This is a genomic window from Streptomyces sp. NPDC005791, assembly GCF_042871485.1.
In the GTDB taxonomy this organism is placed as follows: Bacteria; Actinomycetota; Actinomycetes; order Streptomycetales; family Streptomycetaceae; genus Streptomyces.
Genome location: NZ_JBIAIP010000001.1, coordinates 363,967 through 388,165 on the forward strand (window position 1 = coordinate 363,967; position 24,199 = coordinate 388,165).

General features: G+C 70.8%; 22 protein-coding genes. 6 read left to right on the forward strand and 16 right to left on the reverse strand.

The features are described 5' to 3' along the window. Positions 1-26: 26 nt before the first annotated feature. The 5 genes from ACFYSH_RS01800 to ACFYSH_RS01820 form a co-directional block, all read right to left on the reverse strand. Complete coding sequence (locus ACFYSH_RS01800; RefSeq protein ID WP_359465293.1) at positions 27-797, reverse strand: GntR family transcriptional regulator; 771 nt, start codon at positions 795-797, stop codon at positions 27-29. A gap of 152 nt (positions 798-949) precedes the next feature. Next, positions 950-1,624: a GPP34 family phosphoprotein gene (locus tag ACFYSH_RS01805; protein WP_359465292.1), complete on the reverse strand. Its 675-nt coding sequence runs from the start codon at positions 1,622-1,624 to the stop codon at positions 950-952. After that, the gene (gene fahA / locus ACFYSH_RS01810; RefSeq protein WP_359465290.1) at positions 1,621-2,850 is read right to left on the reverse strand and encodes a fumarylacetoacetase; all 1,230 of its coding nucleotides are present in this window, start codon (positions 2,848-2,850) and stop codon (positions 1,621-1,623) included. Before fahA ends, ACFYSH_RS01805 begins: the two co-directional genes overlap by 4 nt. A gap of 110 nt (positions 2,851-2,960) precedes the next feature. Continuing rightward, positions 2,961-4,955 carry a CocE/NonD family hydrolase gene (locus ACFYSH_RS01815; RefSeq protein WP_359465288.1) on the reverse strand — a complete coding sequence of 665 codons (1,995 nt, stop codon included), beginning with the start codon at positions 4,953-4,955 and terminating at the stop codon, positions 2,961-2,963. A 9-nt stretch (positions 4,956-4,964) separates the two neighbouring features. After that, on the reverse strand, positions 4,965-6,464 hold the full coding sequence (locus tag ACFYSH_RS01820; protein WP_359465286.1) for a peptide MFS transporter: 1,500 nt from the start codon (positions 6,462-6,464) through the stop codon (positions 4,965-4,967). Between the two features lie 156 nt (positions 6,465-6,620). On the opposite strand from ACFYSH_RS01820, the gene ACFYSH_RS01825 reads away from it, so the two are divergent. From ACFYSH_RS01825 to ACFYSH_RS01845, 5 genes are all read left to right on the forward strand, one after another. Beyond that, positions 6,621-7,631, forward strand: a complete 1,011-nt coding sequence (locus tag ACFYSH_RS01825) for a polyprenyl synthetase family protein (RefSeq protein ID WP_359465284.1) — start codon at positions 6,621-6,623, stop codon at positions 7,629-7,631. A 201-nt stretch (positions 7,632-7,832) separates the two neighbouring features. Next, entirely contained in the window at positions 7,833-9,077 is a 1,245-nt protein-coding gene (locus ACFYSH_RS01830) for a DUF2092 domain-containing protein (RefSeq protein WP_359465282.1), read from the forward strand. 85 nt (positions 9,078-9,162) lie between these two features. After that, the gene (locus ACFYSH_RS01835; RefSeq protein WP_359465280.1) at positions 9,163-10,155 is read left to right on the forward strand and encodes an ABC transporter ATP-binding protein; all 993 of its coding nucleotides are present in this window, start codon (positions 9,163-9,165) and stop codon (positions 10,153-10,155) included. Then, the gene (locus tag ACFYSH_RS01840; RefSeq protein ID WP_359465279.1) at positions 10,142-11,026 is read left to right on the forward strand and encodes an ABC transporter permease; all 885 of its coding nucleotides are present in this window, start codon (positions 10,142-10,144) and stop codon (positions 11,024-11,026) included. The genes ACFYSH_RS01835 and ACFYSH_RS01840 overlap by 14 nt, the downstream gene beginning before the upstream one ends. 199 nt (positions 11,027-11,225) lie before the next feature. Continuing rightward, entirely contained in the window at positions 11,226-11,807 is a 582-nt protein-coding gene (locus ACFYSH_RS01845) for a TetR/AcrR family transcriptional regulator (RefSeq protein WP_359465278.1), read from the forward strand. Positions 11,808-11,811: 4 nt separating this feature from the next. Here the strand turns inward: ACFYSH_RS01845 and ACFYSH_RS01850 are convergent, their stop codons facing one another. From ACFYSH_RS01850 to ACFYSH_RS01880, 7 genes are all read right to left on the reverse strand, one after another. Next, positions 11,812-12,357 (reverse strand): NAD(P)H-dependent oxidoreductase, encoded by a 546-nt coding sequence (locus ACFYSH_RS01850; RefSeq protein ID WP_359465277.1) that lies wholly within the window; start codon positions 12,355-12,357, stop codon positions 11,812-11,814. A 104-nt stretch (positions 12,358-12,461) separates the two neighbouring features. Continuing rightward, entirely contained in the window at positions 12,462-13,277 is an 816-nt protein-coding gene (locus ACFYSH_RS01855) for an HAD family hydrolase (RefSeq protein WP_359465275.1), read from the reverse strand. A 65-nt stretch (positions 13,278-13,342) separates the two neighbouring features. Continuing rightward, positions 13,343-13,792: a VOC family protein gene (locus tag ACFYSH_RS01860; RefSeq protein WP_388750316.1), complete on the reverse strand. Its 450-nt coding sequence runs from the start codon at positions 13,790-13,792 to the stop codon at positions 13,343-13,345. Positions 13,793-13,936: 144 nt separating this feature from the next. After that, entirely contained in the window at positions 13,937-14,386 is a 450-nt protein-coding gene (locus tag ACFYSH_RS01865) for a hypothetical protein (RefSeq protein ID WP_359465272.1), read from the reverse strand. A 12-nt stretch (positions 14,387-14,398) separates the two neighbouring features. Then, on the reverse strand, positions 14,399-16,015 hold the full coding sequence (locus ACFYSH_RS01870) for an FAD-dependent monooxygenase (protein ID WP_388750319.1): 1,617 nt from the start codon (positions 16,013-16,015) through the stop codon (positions 14,399-14,401). Between the two features lie 72 nt (positions 16,016-16,087). Continuing rightward, entirely contained in the window at positions 16,088-17,074 is a 987-nt protein-coding gene (rarD, locus tag ACFYSH_RS01875; protein ID WP_388750322.1) for an EamA family transporter RarD, read from the reverse strand. A 130-nt stretch (positions 17,075-17,204) separates the two neighbouring features. Next, positions 17,205-18,065, reverse strand: coding sequence for an SDR family oxidoreductase (locus ACFYSH_RS01880; RefSeq protein WP_388750325.1), 861 nt, complete (start codon positions 18,063-18,065; stop codon positions 17,205-17,207). Between the two features lie 104 nt (positions 18,066-18,169). On the opposite strand from ACFYSH_RS01880, the gene ACFYSH_RS01885 reads away from it, so the two are divergent. Continuing rightward, the gene (locus ACFYSH_RS01885; protein WP_359465267.1) at positions 18,170-18,577 is read left to right on the forward strand and encodes a helix-turn-helix domain-containing protein; all 408 of its coding nucleotides are present in this window, start codon (positions 18,170-18,172) and stop codon (positions 18,575-18,577) included. A 7-nt stretch (positions 18,578-18,584) separates the two neighbouring features. Here the strand turns inward: ACFYSH_RS01885 and ACFYSH_RS01890 are convergent, their stop codons facing one another. From ACFYSH_RS01890 to ACFYSH_RS01905, 4 genes are all read right to left on the reverse strand, one after another. Continuing rightward, positions 18,585-19,586 carry a 2-oxoacid:ferredoxin oxidoreductase subunit beta gene (locus ACFYSH_RS01890; protein ID WP_388750837.1) on the reverse strand — a complete coding sequence of 334 codons (1,002 nt, stop codon included), beginning with the start codon at positions 19,584-19,586 and terminating at the stop codon, positions 18,585-18,587. 55 nt (positions 19,587-19,641) lie between these two features. Continuing rightward, positions 19,642-21,597: a 2-oxoacid:acceptor oxidoreductase subunit alpha gene (locus ACFYSH_RS01895; protein WP_388750328.1), complete on the reverse strand. Its 1,956-nt coding sequence runs from the start codon at positions 21,595-21,597 to the stop codon at positions 19,642-19,644. A 289-nt stretch (positions 21,598-21,886) separates the two neighbouring features. Next, positions 21,887-22,546, reverse strand: a complete 660-nt coding sequence (locus ACFYSH_RS01900; RefSeq protein ID WP_359465601.1) for a response regulator transcription factor — start codon at positions 22,544-22,546, stop codon at positions 21,887-21,889. Between the two features lie 247 nt (positions 22,547-22,793). Next, entirely contained in the window at positions 22,794-24,146 is a 1,353-nt protein-coding gene (locus ACFYSH_RS01905; protein WP_388750331.1) for a sensor histidine kinase, read from the reverse strand. Positions 24,147-24,199 lie beyond the last annotated feature (53 nt).

Genomic DNA, 24,199 nt, shown 5'->3' on the forward strand with positions numbered 1-24,199 from the left:
GGGGGAATGCGGGGCGGGGGAGGGGCTCAGTCGGACCTGTGCAGCAGGCCGCTCATGCTGATGCGGTCGCCACGGAACCGGATGAACTCCAGGTCCACCGGCCGGCCGTCCGCGAGGTGGGTGAGTCTTTCCAGCATCAGGACGGCGGAGCCGTGCGGGGTCTCCAGCACGGCGGCGGAGTGCGCGTCGGCGTTGACGGCCTCCATGGTGATCTCGGCCGTGCCGAGCGGCTGCCCCGTGAGGGTCTCCAGCAGCCGGAAGACGTCGGTGTTCTCCAGGTCGCAGCCGAGCAGGCCGGTCCCGATGTCCATGGGTACGTAGGTGAGGTCGAGGGAGAGCGGCAGCCCGTTCAGCAGCCGGCGCCGCTCGATGTAGAGCACGTCGGTGTGCTCGGCGATCCGTAGCCGCCGCGCGACGGGACCCGGTGCCGGTACGGGGCCGACGGTACGGACCTCGTTGGTGACCCGGCCGTGTTCGCGGAGGGTCTCGGCCAGGCCCTGGAGCCGGTCGAGGCGGTGCGGGTACCTCTCGCTGACGACGACGGTGCCGACACCGGGCTGCCGTTCCACCAGGCCCTCGGCGCGCAGCAGGTCCAGGGCCTGGCGGACGGTGTTGCGCGAGACGCGGTAGTCGCTGCCGATCGCGTCCTCATAGGGCAGTACACCACCCGGGAAGCCGCCTGTACGCACCTGATGACGCAGCAGGTCGGCCAGCAGCCGGGCATGGTCCGAGCGCAGCCGGCGCCGACGGGCGGCGGCGACGGGCACGGTGTGCTCTCGGGTGCGTTCGGCTGGCATGCGCTGGACCATACCGACGGGGTGCCGACGATGGTGTTGCCACAGTGTTGCGCCACCTGTGGACCAGGGGCGCACTGCTGTGACCAGGCCTTATCGCCTCTGCCTACGAAGATCTGCCACCTGGATGACCACCCTTCGGACACCGGTCGGGCTCAGTCGCCCCCGCCCCCGCCGCCGTCGCCGTCGCCGCCCCCGGCCTGGGCCGCCTTGTCCTGGCGCACGTTGCGGTGCACGGCCAGCGCCGGCCATTCCTGGCGGGCCAGCGCCCGCGCCGCCGCGCGTGTGCGGCGGTCGCCCTGCTTCACCACCGCCGGCAGTTCCACCGCCGCCGCCAGCGCCGCGAGCAGCCGGCTACGGCTGTCGGGGAAACCCGCCGCGCGCGACGCCTCGAAGCGCTGCCGGATCCGTTCGGCCGGGGAGGCGGGGCCCGCAGGGTGGCGGTGGTAGGGGAGCAGCCCGAGGAACCGCCGGGTCTCCCTGCGCAGGACGCCCCGCTCCACCAGGGCGTCCAGATACATCCCTTCGGCCCGCCGCCCCGACTGCCGCACCCAGCACCGGGCCGCCGCTCCCGAACCGAATCTGCTCTTGCCGGGCGGTGGGAGGCTCCGCAGGAACACCGCGAGCAGTGGGTCGGGCGGGTCCAGCGGATTGACGACCACCACCCGCCCGCGTTCCTCGGCGACCCGCCCCTGCAGCTCCAGCTCCGCCAGGGCGGCGCCGGCGACGCCGTACTCCAGGAACCGTCCGCGGCAGTAGGGCTTGCCGCGGACGGGGTCCAGGGCGAGCAGCAGCAGTTCCTCCGGGAGCGTCGGCGTGGTGTCGTTCACGGCGAGGCCGTGATCCGTCCGGTGACCTCGCCGAGCCCGACCCGCGTGCCGTGCGGTCCAGGAGCCCAGGCGGTCAGGGTGACGGTGTCGCCGTCCTCCAGGAACGTCCGCTTGCCCTCGGCCAGGTCCAGCGGATCGCGGCCGTTCCAGGTGAGTTCGAGCAGGGAGCCGCGCTGACCCGGCTCGGCGCCGCTGACGGTGCCCGAGCCGTAGAGGTCGCCCGTGCGCAGCGAGGCGCCGTTCACCGTCATCTGCGCCAGCTGCTGGGCCGCCGTCCAGTACATGGAGGCGAACGGCGGCTCGGAGACGATCCGGCCGTTGATCTCCACCGAGATGCGGATGTCGAAGCCGCCCGGTTCCTCGTCGTCCGCGTCCTCCAGATAGGGAAGGAGTTCGGCGTCCCTCGTGGGCGGCGCCGTGCGGGCCGCGTCCAGGGCCTCCAGCGGAGTCACCCACGCCGACACCGAGGTGGCGAAGGACTTGCCGAGGAACGGGCCCAGCGGCACGTACTCCCAGGCCTGGATGTCCCGCGCCGACCAGTCGTTGAGCAGGGACAGCCCGAAGACGTGCTCGCGGAAGTCGCCGAGCGCCACGGGGGAGCCCTGCTCCGAGGGGACGCCGACGACGAAGCCGACCTCGGCCTCGATGTCCAGCTTCACCGAGGGGCCGAAGACGGGGACGGGGTCGGCCGGCGCCTTGCGCTGCCCGGAGGGGCGGACCACGTCCGTGCCGGAGACGACGACCGTGCCGGCCCGCCCGTGGTAACCGATCGGCAGGTGCTTCCAGTTGGGGGTGAGTGCCGCGCCGTCGGGACGGAAGATCCGCCCCACGTTGGTGGCGTGGTGCTCGCTGGCGTAGAAGTCGACGTAGTCCGCGACCTCGTACGGCAGGTGCAGGGTCACCGCGTCCAGCGGGTGGAGCAGCGGCTCCAGGTCCGGGCGGTGGGACGGCACCGTCACCCACGCCGTCAGTGCCCGCCGTACGTCGCGCCACGCGGTGCGGCCCGCCGCCAGCAGCGGCATCAGGCTGGGCTGCGCCAGCAGTCTGGCGTACGGCGAACCGAGTGCGTGTGCCGCCGCTCCGGCGTCCAGCACATGCCGGCCGATACGCACTCCGACCCTTCGGTCCTCGGGGTGTCCGGGGGTGGAGAACACACCGTAGGGAAGGTTGTGCGGACCGAAGGGATCGCCCTCGGCCAGGTCGAGCGGGCTGCTCTGCTCGGGCATCTGTCGCTGCCCCTTTCCAGTCGCGTGAGGAACACGGTACGTCGGCGTCACCGCTCCGCGGCAGTGCCTCAAGTAGGCGTGATGCCCGGAAAGTTACGCGTCAACCCTGGTCAGCCCGCCGTGCGCGGGATCCGCTTCTCCCAGGTGCGGTGGAAGACGATCTCGTCACCGTCCCTGCACACGACCTCGTTGGACGTGATGAAGTCGTCCGCGTCGGCGCTCGTCTCCGAACGCGTCTCCACACGCACGTCCCAGGCCATCTCGGGACGGTGCAGCCGGATCGTCCAGTCCGAACGGGCCCTGGCCGACAGTGGGTCGTCCTGCTGGATGGTGTACGTCTCCAGCGCGTCCTCGGTGAACTCCAGCCCGTCGGGGTAGACCCGCGTACCGCCGTAGCGCGGATCGACCTCCAGACGCCATTCGCCCTTGGCGACGTCACGGACCACCAGACGCTCAGGGCGCTGCTCGTCGAGCGTGACCGGGAAGACCACGCCGAGCGGCTCCGCCTGCTCCGGTTCACCGAAGGTGATCGCGGGGTCCTCGGTGTGCCGGCGCACCGGGAGCTCGACGAGGCTGCCCTCCGCCTCGAGCGTGAAGCCCGCCGAACCGGCCTGGGGCCAGATCCACGGCCAGTACGAGGAGGAGACGGCGAGCCTGATCCGGTGGCCGGGCGGGAAGGTGTGCCCGATGCCGTTCAGCTGGAAGGTCACGTACTCGGTTTCCCCGACGGGCCAGTCCTCCGCGCGGTCGCGCCCGTGACGGGTGGCCAGGTTGAGGGCCCCACGGGTCACCAGGGTGGAGGCCCCGTCCGGGGCCACGTCGCAGAGCCGGGCGATCACCTGGCCGCGCGGTACGTCCATCCGGAGCAGGAGCGTCACCTGTGGACGGCCGAGGATCTCGATCGGGGCGTCCTCGACGGGAAACTCGAAGCACACCGACTTGGCGTCCTCGTCCCGCTGGTCCGGTGGCAGGTCGGCGTCGTTGCCGAACGGGAAGAAGCGGCCAGCGTCCAGCCCGGTCTGCTGCGGCGAGCGGACGGTCTGTGGCCCGCCCTCCAGGCCGTATGTGACCGGAGCGACGTTCTCGGACGGCCAGGCCGCGTCGCCGACCCAGCGGCCGGGCAGTGTCTCGTAGACCGTGGCGGGGCGGTGCGAGCCGCTGATCCAGGACCGCAGCAGGGGCTCGTTCATCACCCCGGTGTCCTGGTCCTTCAGGTGCTGGTCCCACCAGCGCAGGGTCTCCTGGAGGAAGCCGATCGCGGGTCCCGGGGGCAGGCCCCGGTCCGGGTACTGATGGGACCAGGGACCGATCAGTCCGCGCACCTGTCCGGGGTCCAGATGCTCGACGAGTCTCAGGACGGTGTCCCGGTAGGGGTCGTGCCAGCCGCCCACGGCCAGGACCTTCGCCTCGACGGCGCCGTAGTCCTCACAGACGCTGCCGTGCTTCCAGTAGTCGTCACGGGTCTGGTGTGCCAGCCACGTATGGATGAACGGCTCGACCTTCTCGAGCCGCCGCAGCCACATGTCGCGCCAGTCGTCACCGACGTCCGCCGGGTCCGGGGGCCGGGAGACGAAGGCCAGCATGGTGGAGGCCCAGGCGTGCATGTCCACACCGAGGACGGAGCCGCCCATGTAGTGGACGTCGTTGTCGTAGCGGTCGTCGGCCGAGCACACGGTGACGACCGCCTTCAGGGGCTCCGGGGCGAGCGCCGCGATCTGGAGCGCGTTGAAGCCGCCCCAGGAGATACCGAACATGCCGACCCTGCCCGAGCACCACTCCTGCTGGGCCAGCCAGTGCACGACGGCGACCCCGTCGGCGAGTTCCGTCGCGTCGTACTCGTCCCCGGGCACGCCCTCGCTGTTGCCGTGTCCGCGGACGTCGACCCGTACGGAGGCGTAACCGTGGCCCGCGTACCAGGGGTGGCGCTGCCGGTCGCGCGGCGCCGTCCAGTCGCTGAGCCGGTAGGGCAGGTACTCCAGCAGGGCGGGCACCGGTTCGCCGGTGACCGGACGCCAGATCCTGGCGTACAGCTGGGTGCCGTCCGCGAGGGGGATGTAGAGGTCCTCGTGGGTGGTCTCGTACGGGAAATCGGTGCGGATGTGCATGGTGGTACCTCAGTGGACGGGGTGCATGGTGCGCCTGAGCCAAGGAGCGGCGGCGATGACGGCCACACCGGCCACCACCGCGATGGCGCCATTGACACCGAAGTAGGCGGGGATGGAGACCTCGCCGTAGAGCTTCACGATCTGTGCCTGGATGCCGTTGGCGAGGGCCAGCGACAGGAACCACAGCGCCATGGTCTGGCTGGCGAACGCCTTGGGCGCGAGCTTCGTGGTGGCGGACATGCCGGAGGTCTCCAGCAGGATGTCACCGAGGCCGAGCAGCAGGTAGGAGCCGACGATCCACCAGGCGGCCATCTCGTACGTGTCGTCCGCGTGGCCGGAGGTCGGAAGGACCATCAGGAGGAAGGAGAGCCCGCCGAGGATCACCCCGATCGCGATCTTGTTCGAGGCGTGCGGCTGGCGCGGCCCCATCCGGGCCCATACGGCGGCGACGACGGGCGCCAGTGCGACCTCGAAGGCCCCCAGGGCGGAGGCGTACCAGCTCGCCGGGAAGTGGAAGCCGAAGATCTCCGTACGGGCGTTCGTCGAGGCGAGCAGCATCATCGTCGAGTACGCCTGGAAGAGGATGAAGTTGAACACCACGGAGGCCAGGAACAGCACGACGTACGGCCGGAGCCTGCCGCGCTCCTCCGGGGTGACCCGGGGGCTCCTGAACATCACGACGAAGTACACGACGGGCGCGATCACCGAGACGAGGGTGAGCACGTCGACGAAGCGGTCCGTCGTGAGCCGGCCGGCCAGCGCGAGGGCGGTCGCCACCAGGGCGGCCGCCACGATGCCGGCCACGATCGTCAGCACGGCCCGGCGCATCGGGCCGGGTGCGAGGGCGTACTCCGCCGCGTGCTTTCGCCCGGCCAGGTGACGCCGGCCCGCGACGTACTGGACCAGGCCGAGCGTCATGCCGATCGCCGCGGCCGAGAAGCCCCAGTGCCAGCCCGCGTGCTCGCCGAGCCATCCGGTGACCAGCGGCCCGGCGAAGGCACCGATGTTGATGCCCATGTAGTAGAGCGCGAAGCCGGCGTCGCGGCGCTGGTCCTCCGTGCGGTAGAGCTTGCCGACCATCGAGGCGACATTGGGCTTGAGCAGCCCCGTCCCCGCGCTGATCAGACCGAGGCCCACCCAGGTCATCGTGGCGGTGGGCACGGCCATGGCGTAGTGGCCGCAGGCGATGAGGATGCCGCCGTAGAGCACGGCGCGGTACGAACCGAGGATCCGGTCGGCCAGCCAGCCGCCCGCCACGGACACGAGGTAGACCAGGGTGCCGTAGGCGGCGGACACGGAGGCGGCCGTGCCCGGGTCCATGCCCATGCCGTCGTCGGAGACCTTGTCGGCGAAGAAGAGGACCAGGATGGCCTGCATCCCGAGGAACGAGAAACGCTCCCAGACCTCCAGCCCGGACAAGGTCATCAGACCACGTGGCTGGCCGAAGAAGGCCTGGCCGTCTCCGGGCGGGGGCTGGACCGGTTCGGTACCGGTCGCGGTGTGGGACAAAGCGACAACTCCTGATCGTATGAGCTGATGCCGAACATACCGGCGGCGGCGGGAAGGCGCCCACGGTGATCCAAAGGGGACCGGATACGCTGACTCGAGTGAGGACAACGACACATCGACATTCCGTGTGATCGTCAGCAGACAGGAGATCCCCTCGTGACCGTCGTCGGGCCGTTCGGACTGAGCGTGCGGGACCAGGCTCTTGAGGCCGATGTCCAGGCCGGTTTGGCCGCTGTCGAGGCGGGCTTGCTGACTGCCACCAAAAGCGAGGTCCCGTTCATCACGGAGGCCGCACAGCACCTCGTGAGCGCCGGCGGAAAGCGTTTCCGGCCGCTGCTGGTGATGCTCGCGTCCCAGTTCGGTGACCCCGACGCCCCGGGCGTCGTCCCCGCCGCCGTGGTCGTCGAACTGACGCACCTGGCGACGCTGTACCACGACGACGTGATGGACGAGGCGGACGTACGCCGCGGGGTGGAGAGCGCCAACACCCGCTGGGGCAACTCCGTCGCCGTCCTGACGGGTGACTTCCTCTTCGCCCGCGCCTCGCACATCCTGGCCGACCTCGGCCCGGAGGCCGTACGCATCCAGGCGGAGGCGTTCGAACGGCTGGTCACGGGGCAGATCCTGGAGACCGCGGGCCCCCGGGACGGGCGTGACCCGGTGGACCACTACATGGACGTGCTGAGCGGTAAGACCGGCTCGCTGGTCGCCGTGTCCGGCCGGTTCGGCGCGCTGATGGCGGGGGCCGACGAGTCGGTCGTCGACATCCTCACCCAGTACGGCGAACGCCTCGGCATCGCCTTCCAGCTCGCCGACGACGTCCTGGACATCGCCTCCGACTCCCACGAGTCGGGCAAGACGCCCGGCACCGACCTGCGCGAGGGCATCCCCACCCTGCCGGTCCTCCACCTGCGCGCGCGGGCGGCGGCCGAGGGCCGCCCGGAGGACAAGGAGCTCGTGGAGCTGCTGGACGGTGACCTCGGCGACGACGCCGACCTCGCCGAGGCCCTGCGCCGGCTGCGCGCCCACCCGGCACTCGAACAGGCGCGGCGCGACACCGTCCGCTACGCCCAGGAGGCACGGGCGACGCTGGCACCGCTGCCCGAGTGCTACGCGAAGGCCGCGCTCGAGGAACTGTGCGACGCCGTGGTGCACCGCGCGGGGTGACCCCTAGGGGTGCCCGCGTCCCCGGTGCACCGGGGTCATCCCCGAGAGGTACGCATAGTTGCTCCCGGGGGCTGACGCTTGTCGCCGCCCGATTTGGTCAGATGGATGTCAACCACTCCTGACCACATCGGGTGAGAATGGCGGCGGGGAGTGGAAACGTGCAACGGGATGGCAGCCGCCGACCACGGAGGTAGAGCACACATGGCACCGAACGACAGCGCACAGACCAACGGCGAGGCCACGGGCACTGTCGTGGGCCGCCGGAAGGCGGCGCGCTACATCGTCCCGTTCGCGGTGGCGGGCGTGGCGGCGGCGACGATCGGACTCGTCCCGGCGCTCGCCGCCTCCGGCGACCCGGATCTGCCGGACATCACCGCTCAGGAACTCATCGAGAAGATCGCCGCGTCGGACGAGGAGCAGCTCTCCGGCACGGTGAAGATCAGCACCGACCTCGGCATCCCCTCGCTCGGCGGGCTCGCGGGCTCCTTCGCGCAGGGCGCCGGATCGGGTTCGGGCGAGTCGAGCGCGGCCCCCGACACCAAGCTGATGGAGCTCGCCTCCGGGACGCACACGCTCCGCGTCGCGGTCGACGGCCCCGACAAGCAGCGGCTCTCCGTCCTCGGTGAGGGCTCCGAGTACAGCCTCGTCCACAACGGGGACGACGTCTGGGGCTACGACAGCGAGAGCAACGAGGTCTACCACGCGCGGTCCGAGGGCGCCGGGCGCGAGGACGGCAAGTCCGAGCAGCACAAGGCGCCCGAGGGGGTGCCGGCCACTCCGAAGGAGTTCGCCGAGGAGGCGCTCGCCGCCGCCGGTGACACCACGTCCGTCACCGTCGACGGTACGGCGCAGGTGGCGGGGCGCGACGCCTACAAGCTCGTGATCAAGCCCAAGCAGTCCGGTTCGACGATCGGCTCCGTCACGGTCGCCGTCGACGCCTCGACCGGGGTGCCGCTGAAGTTCACGCTGGCCCCGAGCGGTGGCGGCAAGGCCGCGGTCGACGCCGGCTTCACCGAGGTCGACTTCGCGAAGCCCGCGGCCTCCTCCTTCACCTTCACCCCGCCCAAGGGCGCGAAGGTGACCGAGGCCGACGAGCTGGAGGCCGGGGCGGCGCAGAAGGGCGCGGCGGAGAAGGCCCAGGAGGACCTGTCCGCACTCAAGGACTTCAAGGGCCTCGACGTCATCGGCGAGGGCTGGAACGCCGTCGCCGAGATCGAGCTCCCGGGCGGGGCGGGACTGCCCACCGAGGGCTCCGGGGACGTACCGCCGCAGGCGCAGCAGTTCCTGGACGCGCTCGGCGACAAGGTCACCGGCGACTTCGGCTCGGGCACGGTCTTCAAGACGCGCCTCGTCAACGCGCTGATGACGGACGACGGCAAGGTCTACGTCGGCGCGGTCACCGCGGACACGCTGGTGAAGGCGGCCGAAAAAAACGCCGCCGAGTAGGACGCATCGCAGGTCCCGCCCCGTCGTACGCTCCGTACGGCGGGGCGGTTGCGTACACGGCGCGGCGACAGGACCGGGAGAGCGGATGACCGACACAGCGGCCAGGACGGTGGGGGCGGGGGCGGACACGGGGCCGGAGCCCGGGACCGTGATCGAGACGCGCGGGCTCACCAAGCGGTATCGCGGCGGGCAGCCGGCCGTCGACGGGCTCGACCTCGCCGTTCCGGCCGGGAGCGTCTTCGGCTTCCTGGGGCCCAACGGCTCCGGCAAGACCACGACGATCCGGATGCTGATGGGGCTCATCACCCCGACCTCCGGCACGGCACACGTCCTGGGCCGCCCCATGCCGGCCGCCGCCCGCACGGTGCTCCCGCAGGTCGGCGCGCTCATCGAAGGGCCCGCGCTGTACGGGTTCCTGACAGGCCGTGACAATCTCGTACGCTTCGACTCCGCCGACCCGGCGGCCGATCCCCGTACCCGGCGCGCGCGGGTCGGCAGCGCCCTGGACCGGGTCGGGCTCGCCGCCGCGGCCGGCAAGAAGGCCAGGGCGTACTCGCTCGGGATGAAGCAGCGCCTCGGGCTGGCCGCCGCTCTCCTCCAGCCGCGCCGGCTGCTCGTGCTGGACGAACCGACCAACGGTCTCGACCCGCAGGGCATGCGCGAGATCCGCACCCTGGTCCGGGAGCTGGCGGCCGAGGGCACCACCGTCTTTCTCTCCTCGCACCTGCTCGACGAGATCGAACAGGTCTGCACCCACGCCGCGGTGATGGCCCGTGGCAGGCTCCTCGTCCAGGGCCCGGTCGCCGCGCTCGCGGCGGGCGCCCGGGGCCGGCTCGCCGTGACCACCCCCGACCCGGCCGGCGCGGCCCGTGTCCTCGCGGAACACGGGGTGACGGGCCTCGTGACCGACGGGGACCGGGTGAGCGCCGACGCTCCGCCGGCAGGGACGGAACTCGCGGACCTCAACGCCGCCCTGGTGCGCGGCGGTGTGCGCGTACGCGCCTTCGGCGTCGAGGGGGCCTCGCTGGAGGACGCCTTCGTCGCACTCACCGGAGAGGGATTCGATGTCGCAGGCTGAACTCACTGCGGTCCCGGCGGCCGGCGCACCGCGCCGTGCGCTCCGGACCCTCGGAATCCTCCGCTCCGAACTGGTCACCACCCTTCGCCGGTGGCGCACCCTGGCCCTGCTCGGTGTGCTGGCGGCCGTGCCCGTCCTCATCGGGATCGCCGTTCGCATCGAGACGGGTGACGGCTCGCGGGGCGGGGCGGGCGGCGGCGGCCCCGCGTTTCTCTCCCAGGTCACCCACAACGGTCTGTTCCTGGTCTTCGCGGCGCTGTCCGCGACCCTTCCCGTCTTCCTCCCGATGGCCGTCGGCGTCGTCGCGGGGGACTCCGTGGCGGGTGAGGCGAGTGGTGGCACCTTGCGTTACCTGCTGGTCGCGCCGGCGGGCCGTACCCGGCTGCTGCTCGCGAAGTACGCGTCCGTCCTGGTGTTCTGCCTGGTCGCCACCCTGGTGGTGGCGGTCTCGGCACTCGCGACCGGGTCGCTGCTCTTCCCCGTCGGTGAGGTCACGACGATCTCGGGGACCCGGATCGGCTTCGGCGAGGGACTTCTGCGGGCGGGGATGATCGCGGTCGCGGTGGCGGTGTCCCTCATCGGCTTCGCGGCGCTGGGTCTCTTCGTCTCGACCCTCACCAACAGCGGGATCGCGGCGATGGCGACCACGGTCGGGGTACTGATCACCGTGCAGATTTTGGACACGATGCCGCAGCTCGACGGTATCCATCCCTATCTCTTCCCGCACTACTGGCTGTCCTTCACGGACCTGCTGCGCGAACCGGTCTACTGGGACGAGATGGCCAGGAACCTGGGTCTGCAGGCGCTCTACGCGGCGGTGTTCGGCTCCGCGGCCTGGGCGCGCTTCACGACGAAGGACATCAGCGTGTGAGGGGGACCCGGCACGGGCCGTCCGTGCCGTCGGCCGGTCGAGCCGTCCCCCGATCGGCTCGTCGCGGCACGAACGGCACGAACGGTGTACTGCGCGGAACGCGACGACACGGTACGTTCCGTTTCCGGCCTGGTCATTGTTCGACTATTGGCGACGACCTGTCAACAAGCGGTGGGGGGAATCCCCCTATGCTCACCGAATGATCACATCGCCGAGTTCCCTGCGCCGCAGCGAGAGGTCACGACGGGCGACGCTGGACGCCGCCCTGGAGCTGTGTGCGGAGAAGGCGTACGGCCGGGTCACCGTCGAGGCCATCGCGGCGCGCGCCGGCGTGAGCAAGAAGACGATCTACCGCTGGTGGCCGTCGAAGGGCGCCGTGATGCTGGAGGCCCTCTCCGAGATGCTGGCCGACGCCACGCCGTTCGTCGACACCGGTGACATCGAGGCTGATCTGCGGACTCACGTCAACGGTCTGGTGAAGCTGATCTCCACGCCGCCCTACGGGCCGCTCTACGCCGGGATCCTGTCGGAGATGCACCACGACGACGGCCTCGCGCGGTCCGTCCGCGAGCAGCTCGTCGGCCCTCGCGTCGATGCCGCCGTGGGGCGCCTGCGCCATGCTCAGGAGCAGGGGCAGATCCCTGCCGGTGCCGATCTGCCCCTCGCGGTGGAGCTGCTCTACGGTCCCGTCTACTACCGGCTCGTGCTGCGGAAACCGGCGCAGGACGAGACCGCGGTCGCCGCGCTGGTGTCGCACGTCCTGCGGTCCCTGGCCCCGTGACGCGTCAGTTGAAGAAGGCCTTCGCGTCGGCCACCGCGCGGGTGTCGGTCAGTACGTCACCGGGCTTGCTGCCGTTGCCGAGCAGTACCCCGCCCCAGCGCATCCCCAGGTAGTGCGCCGAATTGCGCAGCGTACCCGCGAGGGGTTCCGCGGCGGTGAGGTCGGTGGCGGCGAGTGCGGTGACCCCCCAGAGGGTCTTCCCGGCCATCCGCCGCTGGAAGTCGATGCCGGGCGCCTCCAGCCAGGCCGACCAGTGGTCCAGGTAGCGCTTGGTGGACGAGGAGACCGAGTACCAGTACAGCGGTGAGGCGACGACCACGTCGGTGGCGGCGAGTGTCGCCTCCAGCAAGGTCGCGGAGTGCCCGGTGGGAGCGGTGTGGCCCTCCGTGTGCCGCAGGTCCTCGAAGGAGGGCAGCGGAAGGTCCCGCAGGTCCAGCCAGCGCTGTTCCGTGCCGGGCGGGAGCTGCTCGGCCGCGAGGCGGGCGAGCAGCTCGGTGTTGCCGGCGGCGCGGCTGCTGCCGAGCAGGAAGAGGAAGGTGCGCGTGGTCATGGATGCCCCCAGGTGAATGCGTACGGTTTTTACCGGCGCATGCATCATATGCATGTGCATTGACATTCCGGGAGGTGTTTTCCGGCCTCGGGCGGGGAGCACTCTCAGGTGCGGGCGAAGAGCCGCTCCAGGACCACCGCGACTCCGTCGTCCTCGTTCGACAGCGTGATCTCGTCGGCTTCGGCACGCAGCTCCGCGTGGGCGTCGGCCATCGCCACCCGGTGGCCCGCCAGGCGGAACATCGGCAGGTCGTTGGGCATGTCGCCGAACGCGACCGCGCCGGCGGGGTCGCGGCCCAGTAGTCCGGCCGCCTCCGCGACACCGGTCCCCTTGTCCACGCCGTACGGCGCCAGCTCCACCGTGCCCGGGCCCGCCATCGTGACGGACGCCAGATCGCCCACCGCCGCCCGGGCGGTCGCGGCCAGTTCGTCGTCCGTCAGCTCGGGGTGCCGTACGAGCACCTTGATGACCGGCGCAGCCCACAGCTCCTCGCGGCGTTCGGCTCGCCGTGCGGGGAGGGTGGCGTGCGGCATGCGGTAGCCCGGCTCGATCAGGGTCATGCCCTCGGCGCCGTCCTGGTCGACCGCGGCGAACACCTGTCCCACCTCGGCCTCGATCTTGCCGAGCGCGGCTTCGGCCAGGTCCCGGTCGAGCGTGACCGAGCGCAGGATGCGGGCCGACCCGGCGTCGTACACCTGGGCGCCCTGCCCGCAGACCACGAGGCCGTCGTAGCCCAGGTCCGCGAGCAGGGCGCGTATGCCGGGCACCGGACGGCCCGTGACGATCAGATGCCGTGCCCCTGCCGACGCCGCGAGGGCGAGGGCGGCGCGGGAGCGTGGGCTCACGGTGTCGTCGGAACGCAGCAGCGTGCCGTCCAGATCCGTGGCGACCAGGGTGTATGCGGCCAGTGGCGTGAACATGAGGTCAGCCTAGAGAGATCGCCGTTCCGCCGGACCTCGCTGACCTGCGCGGACGGTCGGCCCCCTCAGTGGACGCAGAATTCGTTGCCCTCCGGGTCCAGGAGCACCTGCCACGACCCGCCGGGTCCCTCGACGATCCGCAGCACGCTCGCGCCCAGTCCCAGCAGCCGTTCCACCTCGGCCTCGCGCTGCCCGGGGGCCGAGTGGACGTCCAGGTGGACGCGGTTCTTCACCGTCTTGACCTCCGCCACACGCTGGAAGAGCAGCCTGCGCCCCAGCCCGGTCCCGCTCTTCTCCTCGTACGGATCGTCCGGATGGCGGACCGCGGCGAGATCGCGCCACGCGCGGTGCCCGTGCGGCTCGACCGTCGCGGCCTCGGGCACGGCTCCGACGGCGAGCAGTTCCTCGATCAGGGCGCTGTTGTCCTCGACGAGATAGCCGAGGGTCTCGGCCCAGAAGTCGGCCTGGGCGTGCGGGTCGCCGGCGTCGATGACGACTTTCCAGTGCAGGGTCATACGACCGTTCCTAGCGGTTCCCCCGAGGGAGCCGCAACGGCAACGCCGGAATCAGGCCGCGTTCTCCGGCGCGCGTCAGGGGGAGCCGGAGCGCTCAGCCCCGCGTCCGGCACGTGGCCGGTGTCCTCCGGCCGGGCCACGGCCTCACTCCTGCGGGCAGGTCGCGCAGGCGTGTGCGCCGAGTGCCGCCAGGAGTTCCCCGGCCGCCGTGCGCACGGCCGGGTCACCGTCCGACGCCAGCCGCTCGGCCGTCATCCGGCCGGTCAGGACCGCCAGGTGCGCGTCCCGGGTCCACTCCGGGTGGAGGGCGTGTCCATGGGCGAGGATCGTCCCCAGCAGGGCGAGCACCCCGGCACGGTCCTTCACGGTCTCCATGGCGGCGAGTTCCCACAGGAACGGGACCGTGGCGACCGTGGCGTCGAACGCGGCCATGGCGCCGATGCACTGCCCCAGATCGCTCAGCGCGTCCTCGGCCGACTCGTCGTCGCCCCACGCGATCCGCGACAGCATCCCGGGGACCTGGGAGGCGGAGCCCTGGGCATGGCGCAGCTCATGCCACTGAACGTGCCTCATGTCCTTCAGGATCGTCCCCATCCGGGCACTCAATCAGCCTTTGTGAGTGCCGTCCACCATGTCTGCCACACGCATCGAATCCGGTTCTCGCGGCCTGTCCAGCGCGTCCAGGTACCGGCGTACCGCGTCGTGGTCGTCCGCGTCGGCGATCAGCCCCACGTGGTTGTCCGGCCGGACCACGACGACGGTGTCCCGGTCGATGCCGTACGCCGCGCGGGCGTGCCCTTGCCGGTCGTGCAGGGCCTCCCGGCCGGCGGTGGGCGCTCCGGGTTCCGGGGGCTCGGCGCCGTACAGCCGGAAGGCCCGCACCGCGTCGCCATGGGTGGTGGTCGCCTCCCCGAGCGCCCGCTCCGCGCCGGCGCCGAAGCCCAGCAGCGTGATGTGCGGGCCCGCGAAGGCGCGGAACAGACGGGTGGGGGCGCCCGTCGCCGCCTCGGTGCAGGGGGCGTCCGGAGCGCGGTCGCCGGACCGTGGACCGCCGTGGCCACCGGGGCGGGCCAGGGAGCTCCACCGGTACCCGCGGTCGAGACCCGACGTGGACGGGGTGACGGCGGTGTCGAGCCCGCCGCCCGGCTTCCTGATCGCCGCCAGCGTCTCCCGCAGCCGCTCCGACGTGAGGTCCAGCGTCCAGGCGGCGACGGGCAGCCGCTCCTCCTCGTAGGTGTCCAGCAGCCCCGGGTCCGCTCGCCCCCGCAGCACCTGGGCGAGCTTCCAGCCGAGGTTGAAGGCGTCCTGGATGCCGGTGTTCATGCCCAGGCCGCCGGCGATCGCGTGCACATGGGCGGCGTCCCCGGCCAGGAACGTCCTCCCCACCCGGTAGTGGTCCGCCATGCGCACGTTGACGCGGTAGGTGGAGAGCAACGAGGCCTCGGTGAGGTGACCGGCCGGAAGCCGGGTGTGCCGGGCGAAGAGGCGTCCGAAACCGTCGAGGGAGGGTGCGAGGGGCCGGCCGTTCGCGTCCCGTTCCGGGCCGGCCTGGAACCACCAGCCCGTCCGCGTGCCGGGGACGGGGCAGAGCATGACCGCTCCGTCCTCGTCGAACCACTGGTGCCAGACGCCCCGGTCCAGTACACCGGGGGTGATCTCGACATCGCCGCAGACCATCATCTGCTCCTCGTCCGTCTCCCCGTCGAACGGGACGCCGAGCAGTTTCCGTACGCGGCTGTGGGCGCCGTCGCAGCCCACCACGAAGCGCGCGCCGGTGGTGGAGCCGTCGGCGAGTGCGACGGTCACGGAGGCGCCGTCGTCGGTGAGGCCCACGACCTCGGTACCGGTCTCCACGCGCACGCCGTACTCCGCGAGGCGGTCACGCAGGATCTCCTCCAGCCGCCACTGGGCGATCAGCCGGCCCCGGTCGTAGGGCGCGTCCGGTGTCGGTGAGGAGGTGGCGTACGGATCGGTCTCGGCGACCGGTACTCCGTCGCGGTACTTGCGCATCGGGAGCGGCGGCGCCCCCGCGGCCAGCACCGCGTCGACGACCCCCAGGTCCTCCAGCACCTCCAGCGACCGGGGATTGGGCCCCTTGGACCGGGAACTGCGCGGGTACCGCGGTGACTTGTCCACGATCCGGACGGCGAGGCCACGCCGGGCGAGATCGCAGGCCAGTGTCAGTCCGGTCGGGCCCGCGCCCACGATCAGTACGTCGGTCATGCCGGCTCCTCGGTTCGACGTCGGTCCTGTCGACCAGGAAAACGCAACCGAGTTAAAAAAGCAACTGGGTAACTATTTCGCGGGTGTGGGTGTGTCCGGCGCGGAAGCGGAAGCCGTCCCCACGGGGGCCGCGGCCTGCGCCGTCCGGAGGGCCAGGCGCAGGGCCTCCGCCCGCGTGCGTCGCGCCGTCCGCAGCGCGTCCCAGGTCAGCAGCATCAGCGCCACCCAGACCAGCGCGAAGCCGGCCCACCGCTCGGGCGGCATCGCCTCGTGGAAGTACAGGATGCCGAGCGCGAACTGGAACACCGGCGCCAGGTACTGCAGCAGGCCCAGGACGGACAGCGGCACCCGGATCGCCGCGGCACCGAAGCAGACGAGCGGGATCGCGGTGACGAGCCCCGTCGTGGCGAGGAGCGCTCCGTGCCCCGCGCCCCCGGCCAGGAACGTCGCGTCGCCGCTCGCCCCGAGCCACAGCAGGAAGCCCAGGGCCGGTACGAACAGCACGGCGGTCTCGGCGGCCAGCGACTCCAGGCCGCCCATGCCGACCTTCTTCTTCACCAGGCCGTACGTGGCGAACGAGAACGCCAGCACCAGCGAGATCCACGGCGGCTGCCCGTAACCGATCGCCAGCACGAGCACCGCGGCGAGACCGGTCGCCACCGCGGTCCACTGGACCGGCCTCAGCCGCTCGCCGAGCAGCAGGACGCCCATCGCGATCGTCACCAGGGGATTGATGAAGTAGCCGAGCGATGCCTCGACCACATGGCCGTTGTTGACGGACCAGATGTAGAGACCCCAGTTGACCGAGATCACGGTCGCGGCGATCGCTATCAGCCCCAGTCGTCGGGGCTGCCGTACCAGCTCGCCGATCCACGCCCAGCGGCGCAGGAGCAGCAGGGCGACGCCTACGACGCCCAGCGACCACACCATCCGGTGAGCGAGGATCTCCACCGCTCCCGACGGTTCCAGCAGCGGCCAGAAGAGGGGGACGATGCCCCACATCCCGTACGCGCCGATTCCGTACAGCAGGCCTGCCCGCTGTTCGTTCTTCCCTTCCACGGGCCCTCCCGGCGCTCATGCGACGCGTGCGGTCGGCGAGCCGCCGACTGCACGACGGTAGCGCCGCAACGGCCCTGCTGTCATTGCCGTCTCATGGCAACGGTCATGACAGGGTGCGAGGCGTGGCCGGTCAGGCGCCGGTGACCGCCGCGGCGACCGTTTCGGCCAGGGGGGTGGTGGGGCGGCCGATCAGACGGGCCAGGTCGCCGCTCGTCCCGGCGAGCAGTCCGCGGGCGATGGCCTCGTCCACGTCCACGAGGATCGCGGCGAAGGGTTCGGGCAGCCCGGCCCCGACGAGGATCTCCTGATGGGCGGCGGCCGGCACGTTCTTGTAGGCGATCTCCTTGCCGGTCGCGGCGGCCACCACCGCGGCGTACTCGGTCAGCGACCAGGCCACGTCGCCACTCAGCTCGTACGCGGCGTTGAGGTGCCCCTCGCCGGTCAGCACGGCTGCGGCCGCGTCCGCGTAGTCGGCCCGGGTGGCGGAGGCGATGCGGCCGTCGCCGGCGTTGGCGACGACGGCGCCGTGCTCCAGCACGGGCGCCAGATTCGCCGTGTAGTTCTCGGTGTACCAGCCGTTGCGCAGGAAGGTGTGGGGAAGACCGGAGTCCAGGATCAGCTGCTCGGTCACCTTGTGTTCGGCGGCCAGCCGGAAGTCCGCGCCGGGACCGCCCAGTACGCCGGTGTACGCGAGCTGTGCGACGCCCGCGGCCTTCGCGGCCTCGATCACGGCGGTGTGCTGGGGAACGCGCCGGCCGACCTCGTCGGCCGAGATCAGCAGCACCCGGTCCCCGGCCCGGAACGCGCCGGCCAGGGTCTCGGGCCGGTCGTAGTCCGCGATGCGGAGCTCCACGCCGCGGGCGGCGAGCGGGGCGGCCTTCTCCTTGTCGCGGACGACCGCCGCGACCGACTCCGCGGGGACCGTGTCGAGCAGTCGCTCGATGACGAGACGGCCGAGCTGGCCGGTGGCTCCGGTGACGACGATGCTCATGGGATTCCTCCTGGTGCGCTGATCCTGGGTGCGGCTTTCTGTGCACTCACTGTAAGAGGTGCACTTTCTCTTCGAAAGTACCCACTTTGAAGTAAGGTACTGGCATGAGCGTAAGTGCGATCAGGCGACCGGACGTCAACCAGCCGATGTGCCCCTCCCGGCTGGTGCTGGAACACGTCACCAGCCGCTGGGGCGTACTGGTGCTCGCCGCGCTGCTGGAGCGGTCGCACCGCTTCGGCGAGCTCCGCCGCACCGTGGGTGGTGTCAGCGAGAAGATGCTGGCCCAGACCCTGCAGACGCTGGAGCGTGACGGCTTGGTGCACCGGGACGCCAAGCCCGTGATCCCGCCGAGGGTGGACTACTCGCTGACCCCGCTCGGCAGGGAGGCCGCGGAGCGGGTCCGGGGGCTGGTCCGGTGGGTCGAGCGGCGGCTGGACGCCGTGGAGGAAGCCCGTGAGACATACGACGAGGCCCGGAGCCAGTCGGCCCCGGGCCCCGGTGAACAGGGGTGACGGCGGGTCAGCCGACCACGGTCCACGTGTCGTTGCCGGCGAGCAGCGTGCTCAGGTCGCCCTTGCCCCGCTGCTCGACGGCGGCATCGAGCTGGTCGGACATGAGCGCGTCGTAGACGGGGCGTTCGACACTGCGGAGTACGCCGATGGGTGTGTGGTGGAGTGTGTCGGTGTCGGCCAGGCGGGTCAGGGCGAACGCGGTGGTGGGGCTGGGATTGTGGGCGTCGTGCACGAGGATGCGGGACCGGTTGTCCTCGGTGACCGTGACGACGCTCAGGTCGCCGGTGAGGGGGTCACGGACGACGCCCTTGGTGTTCTCGGTGCCGAAGAGGATCGGCTGGCCGTGTTCGAGGCGGATGACCGCTTCCTGGGCCCGTTCCTTGTCCTTGAGCGCGTCGAAGGCGCCGTCGTTGAAGATGTTGCAGTTCTGGTAGATCTCCACGAGGGCGGTGCCGGGGTGGTCGGCGGCCGCGCGGAGCACCCCGGTGAGGTGCTTGCGGTCGGAGTCGACGGTGCGGGCGACGAAGGAGGCTTCGGCTCCCAGGGCGAGGGAGAGGGGGTTGAAGGGGGCGTCGAGGGAGCCCATGGGCGTCGACTTGGTGATCTTGCCGACTTCGGAGGTGGGGCTGTACTGGCCTTTGGTCAGTCCGTAGATCCGGTTGTTGAACAGCAGGATCTTGAGGTTGACGTTGCGGCGCAGGGCGTGGATGAGGTGGTTCCCGCCGATGGACAGCGCGTCGCCGTCGCCGGTGACGACCCAGACGGACAGGTCGCGGCGGGAGGTGGCCAGGCCCGTGGCGATGGAGGGGGCGCGGCCGTGGATGGAGTGCATCCCGTAGGTGTTCATGTAGTACGGGAAGCGGGAGCTGCAGCCGATGCCGGAGACGAAGGTGATGTTCTCCTTGGCCAGGCCCAGTTCGGGCATGAAGCCCTGCACGGCCGCGAGCACGGCGTAGTCACCGCAGCCCGGGCACCAGCGCACCTCCTGGTCGGACTTGAAGTCCTTCATGGACTGCTTGCCCGCGGCCTTGGGGACCAGTTGGAGGAGTTCGTTGGCGTTGGCGTCAGGCACCGTTGGCCTCCTTGAGGACTGTGGCGAGCTGCTCGGCCTTGAAGGGCATTCCGTTGACCTGGGTGTGACTGAGGGCGTCCACCAGGTACCTGGCCCGCAGCAGCATGGCGAGCTGGCCGAGGTTCATCTCCGGCACGACGACCTTGTCGTACCCCTTCAGTACCTGCCCGAGGTTGGCCGGGAAGGGGTTGAGGTGGCGCAGGTGGGCCTGTGCGATGGTCTGCCCGTCCGCACGGAGCCGGCGTACCGCCGCGGTGATCGGTCCGTACGTCGAGCCCCAGCCCAGGACCAGGGTTCTCGCGCCGGCCGGGTCGTCGACCTCGAGGTCGGGCACCTGGATGCCGTCGATCTTCGCCTGGCGGGTACGGACCATGTGGTCGTGGTTGGCCGGGTCGTAGGAGATGTTCCCCGAGCCGTCCTGCTTCTCGATCCCGCCGATCCGGTGCTCGAGCCCCGGGGTGCCGGGCACCGCCCAGGGACGGGCCAGGGTCTCCGGGTCCCGCTTGTACGGCCAGAACACCTCCGTGCCGTCCGCGAGCGTGTGGTTCGGGCCCGACGCGAACCGCGTGCGCAGGTCCGGGAGACCGTCGACCTCGGGGATCCGCCACGGCTCCGAGCCGTTGGCCAGATACCCGTCCGAGAGCAGGAACACCGGGGTGCGGTACGTCAGCGCGATCCTGGCGGCGTCCAGGGCCGCGTCGAAGCAGTCCGCCGGGGTTTTCGGTGCCACGATCGGGACCGGTGCCTCACCGTTGCGCCCGTACATGGCCTGAAGCAGATCCGCCTGCTCCGTCTTGGTGGGAAGACCCGTCGAGGGACCCCCGCGCTGGATGTCGATGATCAGCAGCGGCAGCTCCAGCGACACCGCCAGCCCGATCGTCTCCGACTTCAGCGCCACCCCGGGACCCGACGTGGTCGTCACTCCCAGCGCACCGCCGAACGCGGCGCCGAGAGCCGCCCCGATCCCGGCGATCTCGTCCTCCGCCTGGAACGTCCGTACCCCGAAGTTCTTGTGCTTGCTGAGCTCGTGCAGGATGTCGGACGCCGGAGTGATCGGGTACGAACCGAGATACACCGGCAGATCCGCCTGCCGGCCCGCCGCGATCAACCCGTACGACAACGCCAGGTTTCCCGAGATATTGCGGTACGTACCCGTCGGGAAAGCCTTCGACGCCGGTGCGACCTCGTACGAGACCGCGAAATCCTCCGTCGTCTCGCCGAAATTCCAGCCCGCGCGGAAAGCCGCCACATTCGCCTCGGCGATCACCGGTTTCTTCGCGAACTTCGACCGCAGGAACGCCTCCGTCCCCTCGGTCGGACGGTTGTACATCCAGGACAACAGGCCAAGCGCGAACATGTTCTTCGACCGCTCGGCCTCCTTACGGGAAAGACCGAAATCCTTCAACGCCTCGATCGTCAACGTCGTCAACGGCACAGGATGCACGCTGTACGCCTCGAGCGATCCGTCCTCGAGAGGGGATTCGGCGTATCCGACCTTCGCCATCGGGCGCTTCGTGAACTCATCCGTGTTCACGATGATGTCGGCCCCGCGCGGCACATCGGCGATATTCGCCTTCAACGCCGCCGGATTCATCGCGACCAGTACGTTCGGCGCGTCACCCGGTGTCAGGATGTCGTGGTCCGCGAAATGCAGCTGGAACGACGACACACCCGGCAACGTACCGGCGGGCGCCCGGATCTCGGCCGGGAAGTTCGGCAGCGTCGACAAGTCGTTCCCGAAGGAAGCCGTCTCCGACGTGAACCGGTCCCCCGTCAACTGCATACCGTCACCCGAATCACCCGCGAAACGAATGATCACCCGGTCCAGACGGCGGATTTCCTTCTCGGTGGCACCCGTACGATCAATGTGCGGGGCGCGCTGCTCCCCGACGACGGTTTCGCCGGCCTCATCGGACTTTCCGGCTGGGCTACTGACCTGGCTGGTCACTGAACTGGACCTCCCTCGGGGCGGCGGCTCGGGACCGGCCGACCCGCCGGCGGTCCAGGCCCCACCCTACTTCTGTAAGGGTCGCCTTCCTTGGGACCGGTCATATGGTGGACGCGTTTTCAGGACGTGAATGCGTCACGCTTTGCCATATGGGCCGGACCTGTCGATCATTGTTCACCGGATGATCCCCCGTCGGCGCTCATCCTTTCGTCGTAGGTCGTGGTGAGCCGGGTGATCGCTCGACGGCCGGTGGGAACATCCAGATGATCACGGGTAGATCATCGCGTCGTCATGAGTTCAGATAAGTGAGAACGGCGAGAACGCGTCGGTGATCCCCGTCACTCGGTGCCAGGCCCAGTTTCAGGAAGATGTTGCTGACGTGCTTCTCCACGGCTCCGTCGCTGACCACCAGCTGGCGGGCGACGGCTGAATTCGTGCGTCCCTCCGCCATCAGACCGAGGACCTCCCGCTCGCGCGGCGTGAGCCCCGCCAGCACGTCCTGCTTGCGGCTGCGGCCCAGCAGCTGGGCCACCACCTCGGGGTCCAGCGCGGTCCCGCCCTGCGCCACCCGCACCACGGCGTCCACGAACTCCCTGACCTCGGCGACCCGGTCCTTCAGGAGGTAGCCCACTCCGCGACTGCTGCCGGCCAGCAGTTCGGTGGCGTACTGCTCCTCGACGTACTGCGAGAGCACCAGCACCCCGATGCCCGGGTAGTCCTTGCGCAGCCGCACGGCCGCCCGTACGCCCTCGTCGGTGTGGGTCGGCGGCATCCGTACGTCGGCGACCACCACGTCCGGCAGCGCGTCCTGCCCCGCGAGATCGCTGATCGTCTTGATCAGTGCCTCGGCGTCCCCCACCCCGGCGACGACGTCGTGCCCGAGATCGGTCAGCAGCCGGGTGAGTCCTTCCCGGAGCAGCACCGAATCCTCGGCGATGACGACCCGCACTCTGTCCTCCACGACGTTGTGTCCCCCACTGTCGGTGTTCCTCGTGTACGCCGCTGTGTGCGCCGCCCTTGTCCGTCCAGCATTCCAGCATCGGCGCCCGGGCGGGCCGTACACCGGCGGTTCCGGTGCCACCGGACGCGCGGCAGTGCCCCGGCCGCCGTGGTGGCGGCCGGGGCACTGCGCTTCCGGCTGGGGTGCGGGGCTCCGGCTCGGGACGGAGCCCGGGCTCGCGTACCGAGCCGGAACATCAGCCGCGCCAGGGCAGCTCGGCGGTGACCGTCGTCGGGCCGCCGGCGGGGGAGTCGACGACGAGGACGCCGTCGACCGCGTCCAGCCGCTCCGTCAGCCCGGCCAGCCCACTGCCCGTCGACACACCGGCTCCGCCGCGCCCGTCGTCGGTGACCTGGAGCATCAGCCGGTCCGCCGCCCGCCACACGTCGACCGAGGCACGGGTGGCCCGGGCGTGCTTGCTGACGTTCTGGAGGAGTTCGGAGACGGTGAAGTAGGCGATGCCCTCGATGGCCTGCGCGGGCCTCGACTCCAGGTCCACCACGACCTTCACGGGGACGGTGCAGCGGGAGGCGATGGCGGAGAGTGCGGCGTCGAGTCCGCGGTCGGTGAGGACGGCGGGGTGGATGCCGCGGGCGAGGTCGCGGAGTTCCTGGAGGGCGACCTTGACCTCGCCGTGGGCCTCGTCGACCATGCGGGCGGCGGCTTCGGGGTCGTCGGTGAGCTTCTCCTTCGCCAGACCCAGATCCATGGCGAGGGCGACGAGCCGTGCCTGTGCGCCGTCGTGGAGGTCGCGTTCGATGCGGCGCAGGTCCGCGGCCGCGGTGTCCACGACCACACCCCGGTCCGACTCCAGCTCCGAGACCCTGGAGGCCAGCCGGGAAGGGCCGAGCAGCCCCAGCACCATCAGACGGTCCACGGACACCAGGCCACGGACGATCCACGGTGTGACCAGGACGAGAGCCAGACCGAGCGTGCTCGTGACCGCCAGTTCGAAGGGGGAGTCGAGGTAGATCTGATGCGTGGCGTCGCCGTAGAGCTGGATGCCGTCGACACTCGCGTACACCGGGAAGACCCAGCGCCACAGCGGGTAGGTGAACGCGGCCCAGCCGTATGACCAGAACGTCACCGCCACGGTGAACGCGAACACCGCCCAGGGCATGTGCAGCACCGCGTAGAGCAGATGCCGCCAGGACACCCCGCTCTTCAGCACCGCGCCGACCCAGGACATCAGGCCGCCCTTCCCGCGCACCGGCGCGGGGTCCGCTACCTCCAGCCTCAGCAGCCCGCGCGCCCTGCCGCGCTCCATGACACCGAAGCCGCGGCACATGGCGAGGCCGGCGGCGAGTATCGGAATGCCGAGGAAGGTGATCAGCATGCCCATGCCCAGCGACACCATGGTGACCGCGAAGCTGAACAGCACCACGCTGATCGGCAGGCTCAGGACCAGGTAGCCCAGCTCGCGCCAGGTACGCGCATCGAGGGGCGCGCGCAGCGCCGCGGGGAAGAGGTGTTTCGCCGGGGGGTGGCCCCCGGACCCGGTGCCGGGGCTGTGGTGGTCCCGCGAGGCCGGTCCGTATGCCGTGGCCATCAGTGGCGTCCGTCCGTTTCTTCTGAGCGGGAGGTCCCCGCGGGCCGATACAA

Coding starts and splice junctions, on each gene's coding strand:
- ACFYSH_RS01800 (WP_359465293.1), bottom strand. CDS start 797: ATGCCAGCCGAACGCACCCGAGAGCACACCGTGCCCGTCGCCGCCGCC.
- fahA (WP_359465290.1), bottom strand. CDS start 2,850: ATGCCCGAGCAGAGCAGCCCGCTCGACCTGGCCGAGGGCGATCCCTTC.
- ACFYSH_RS01815 (WP_359465288.1), bottom strand. CDS start 4,955: ATGCACATCCGCACCGATTTCCCGTACGAGACCACCCACGAGGACCTC.
- ACFYSH_RS01830 (WP_359465282.1), top strand. CDS start 7,833: ATGGCACCGAACGACAGCGCACAGACCAACGGCGAGGCCACGGGCACT.
- ACFYSH_RS01835 (WP_359465280.1), top strand. CDS start 9,163: ATGACCGACACAGCGGCCAGGACGGTGGGGGCGGGGGCGGACACGGGG.
- ACFYSH_RS01840 (WP_359465279.1), top strand. CDS start 10,142: ATGTCGCAGGCTGAACTCACTGCGGTCCCGGCGGCCGGCGCACCGCGC.
- ACFYSH_RS01845 (WP_359465278.1), top strand. CDS start 11,226: ATGATCACATCGCCGAGTTCCCTGCGCCGCAGCGAGAGGTCACGACGG.
- ACFYSH_RS01850 (WP_359465277.1), bottom strand. CDS start 12,357: ATGACCACGCGCACCTTCCTCTTCCTGCTCGGCAGCAGCCGCGCCGCC.
- ACFYSH_RS01855 (WP_359465275.1), bottom strand. CDS start 13,277: ATGTTCACGCCACTGGCCGCATACACCCTGGTCGCCACGGATCTGGAC.
- ACFYSH_RS01860 (WP_388750316.1), bottom strand. CDS start 13,792: ATGACCCTGCACTGGAAAGTCGTCATCGACGCCGGCGACCCGCACGCC.
- ACFYSH_RS01865 (WP_359465272.1), bottom strand. CDS start 14,386: ATGGGGACGATCCTGAAGGACATGAGGCACGTTCAGTGGCATGAGCTG.
- ACFYSH_RS01870 (WP_388750319.1), bottom strand. CDS start 16,015: ATGACCGACGTACTGATCGTGGGCGCGGGCCCGACCGGACTGACACTG.
- ACFYSH_RS01880 (WP_388750325.1), bottom strand. CDS start 18,065: ATGAGCATCGTCGTCACCGGAGCCACCGGCCAGCTCGGCCGTCTCGTC.
- ACFYSH_RS01885 (WP_359465267.1), top strand. CDS start 18,170: ATGAGCGTAAGTGCGATCAGGCGACCGGACGTCAACCAGCCGATGTGC.
- ACFYSH_RS01890 (WP_388750837.1), bottom strand. CDS start 19,586: ATGAAGGACTTCAAGTCCGACCAGGAGGTGCGCTGGTGCCCGGGCTGC.
- ACFYSH_RS01905 (WP_388750331.1), bottom strand. CDS start 24,146: ATGGCCACGGCATACGGACCGGCCTCGCGGGACCACCACAGCCCCGGC.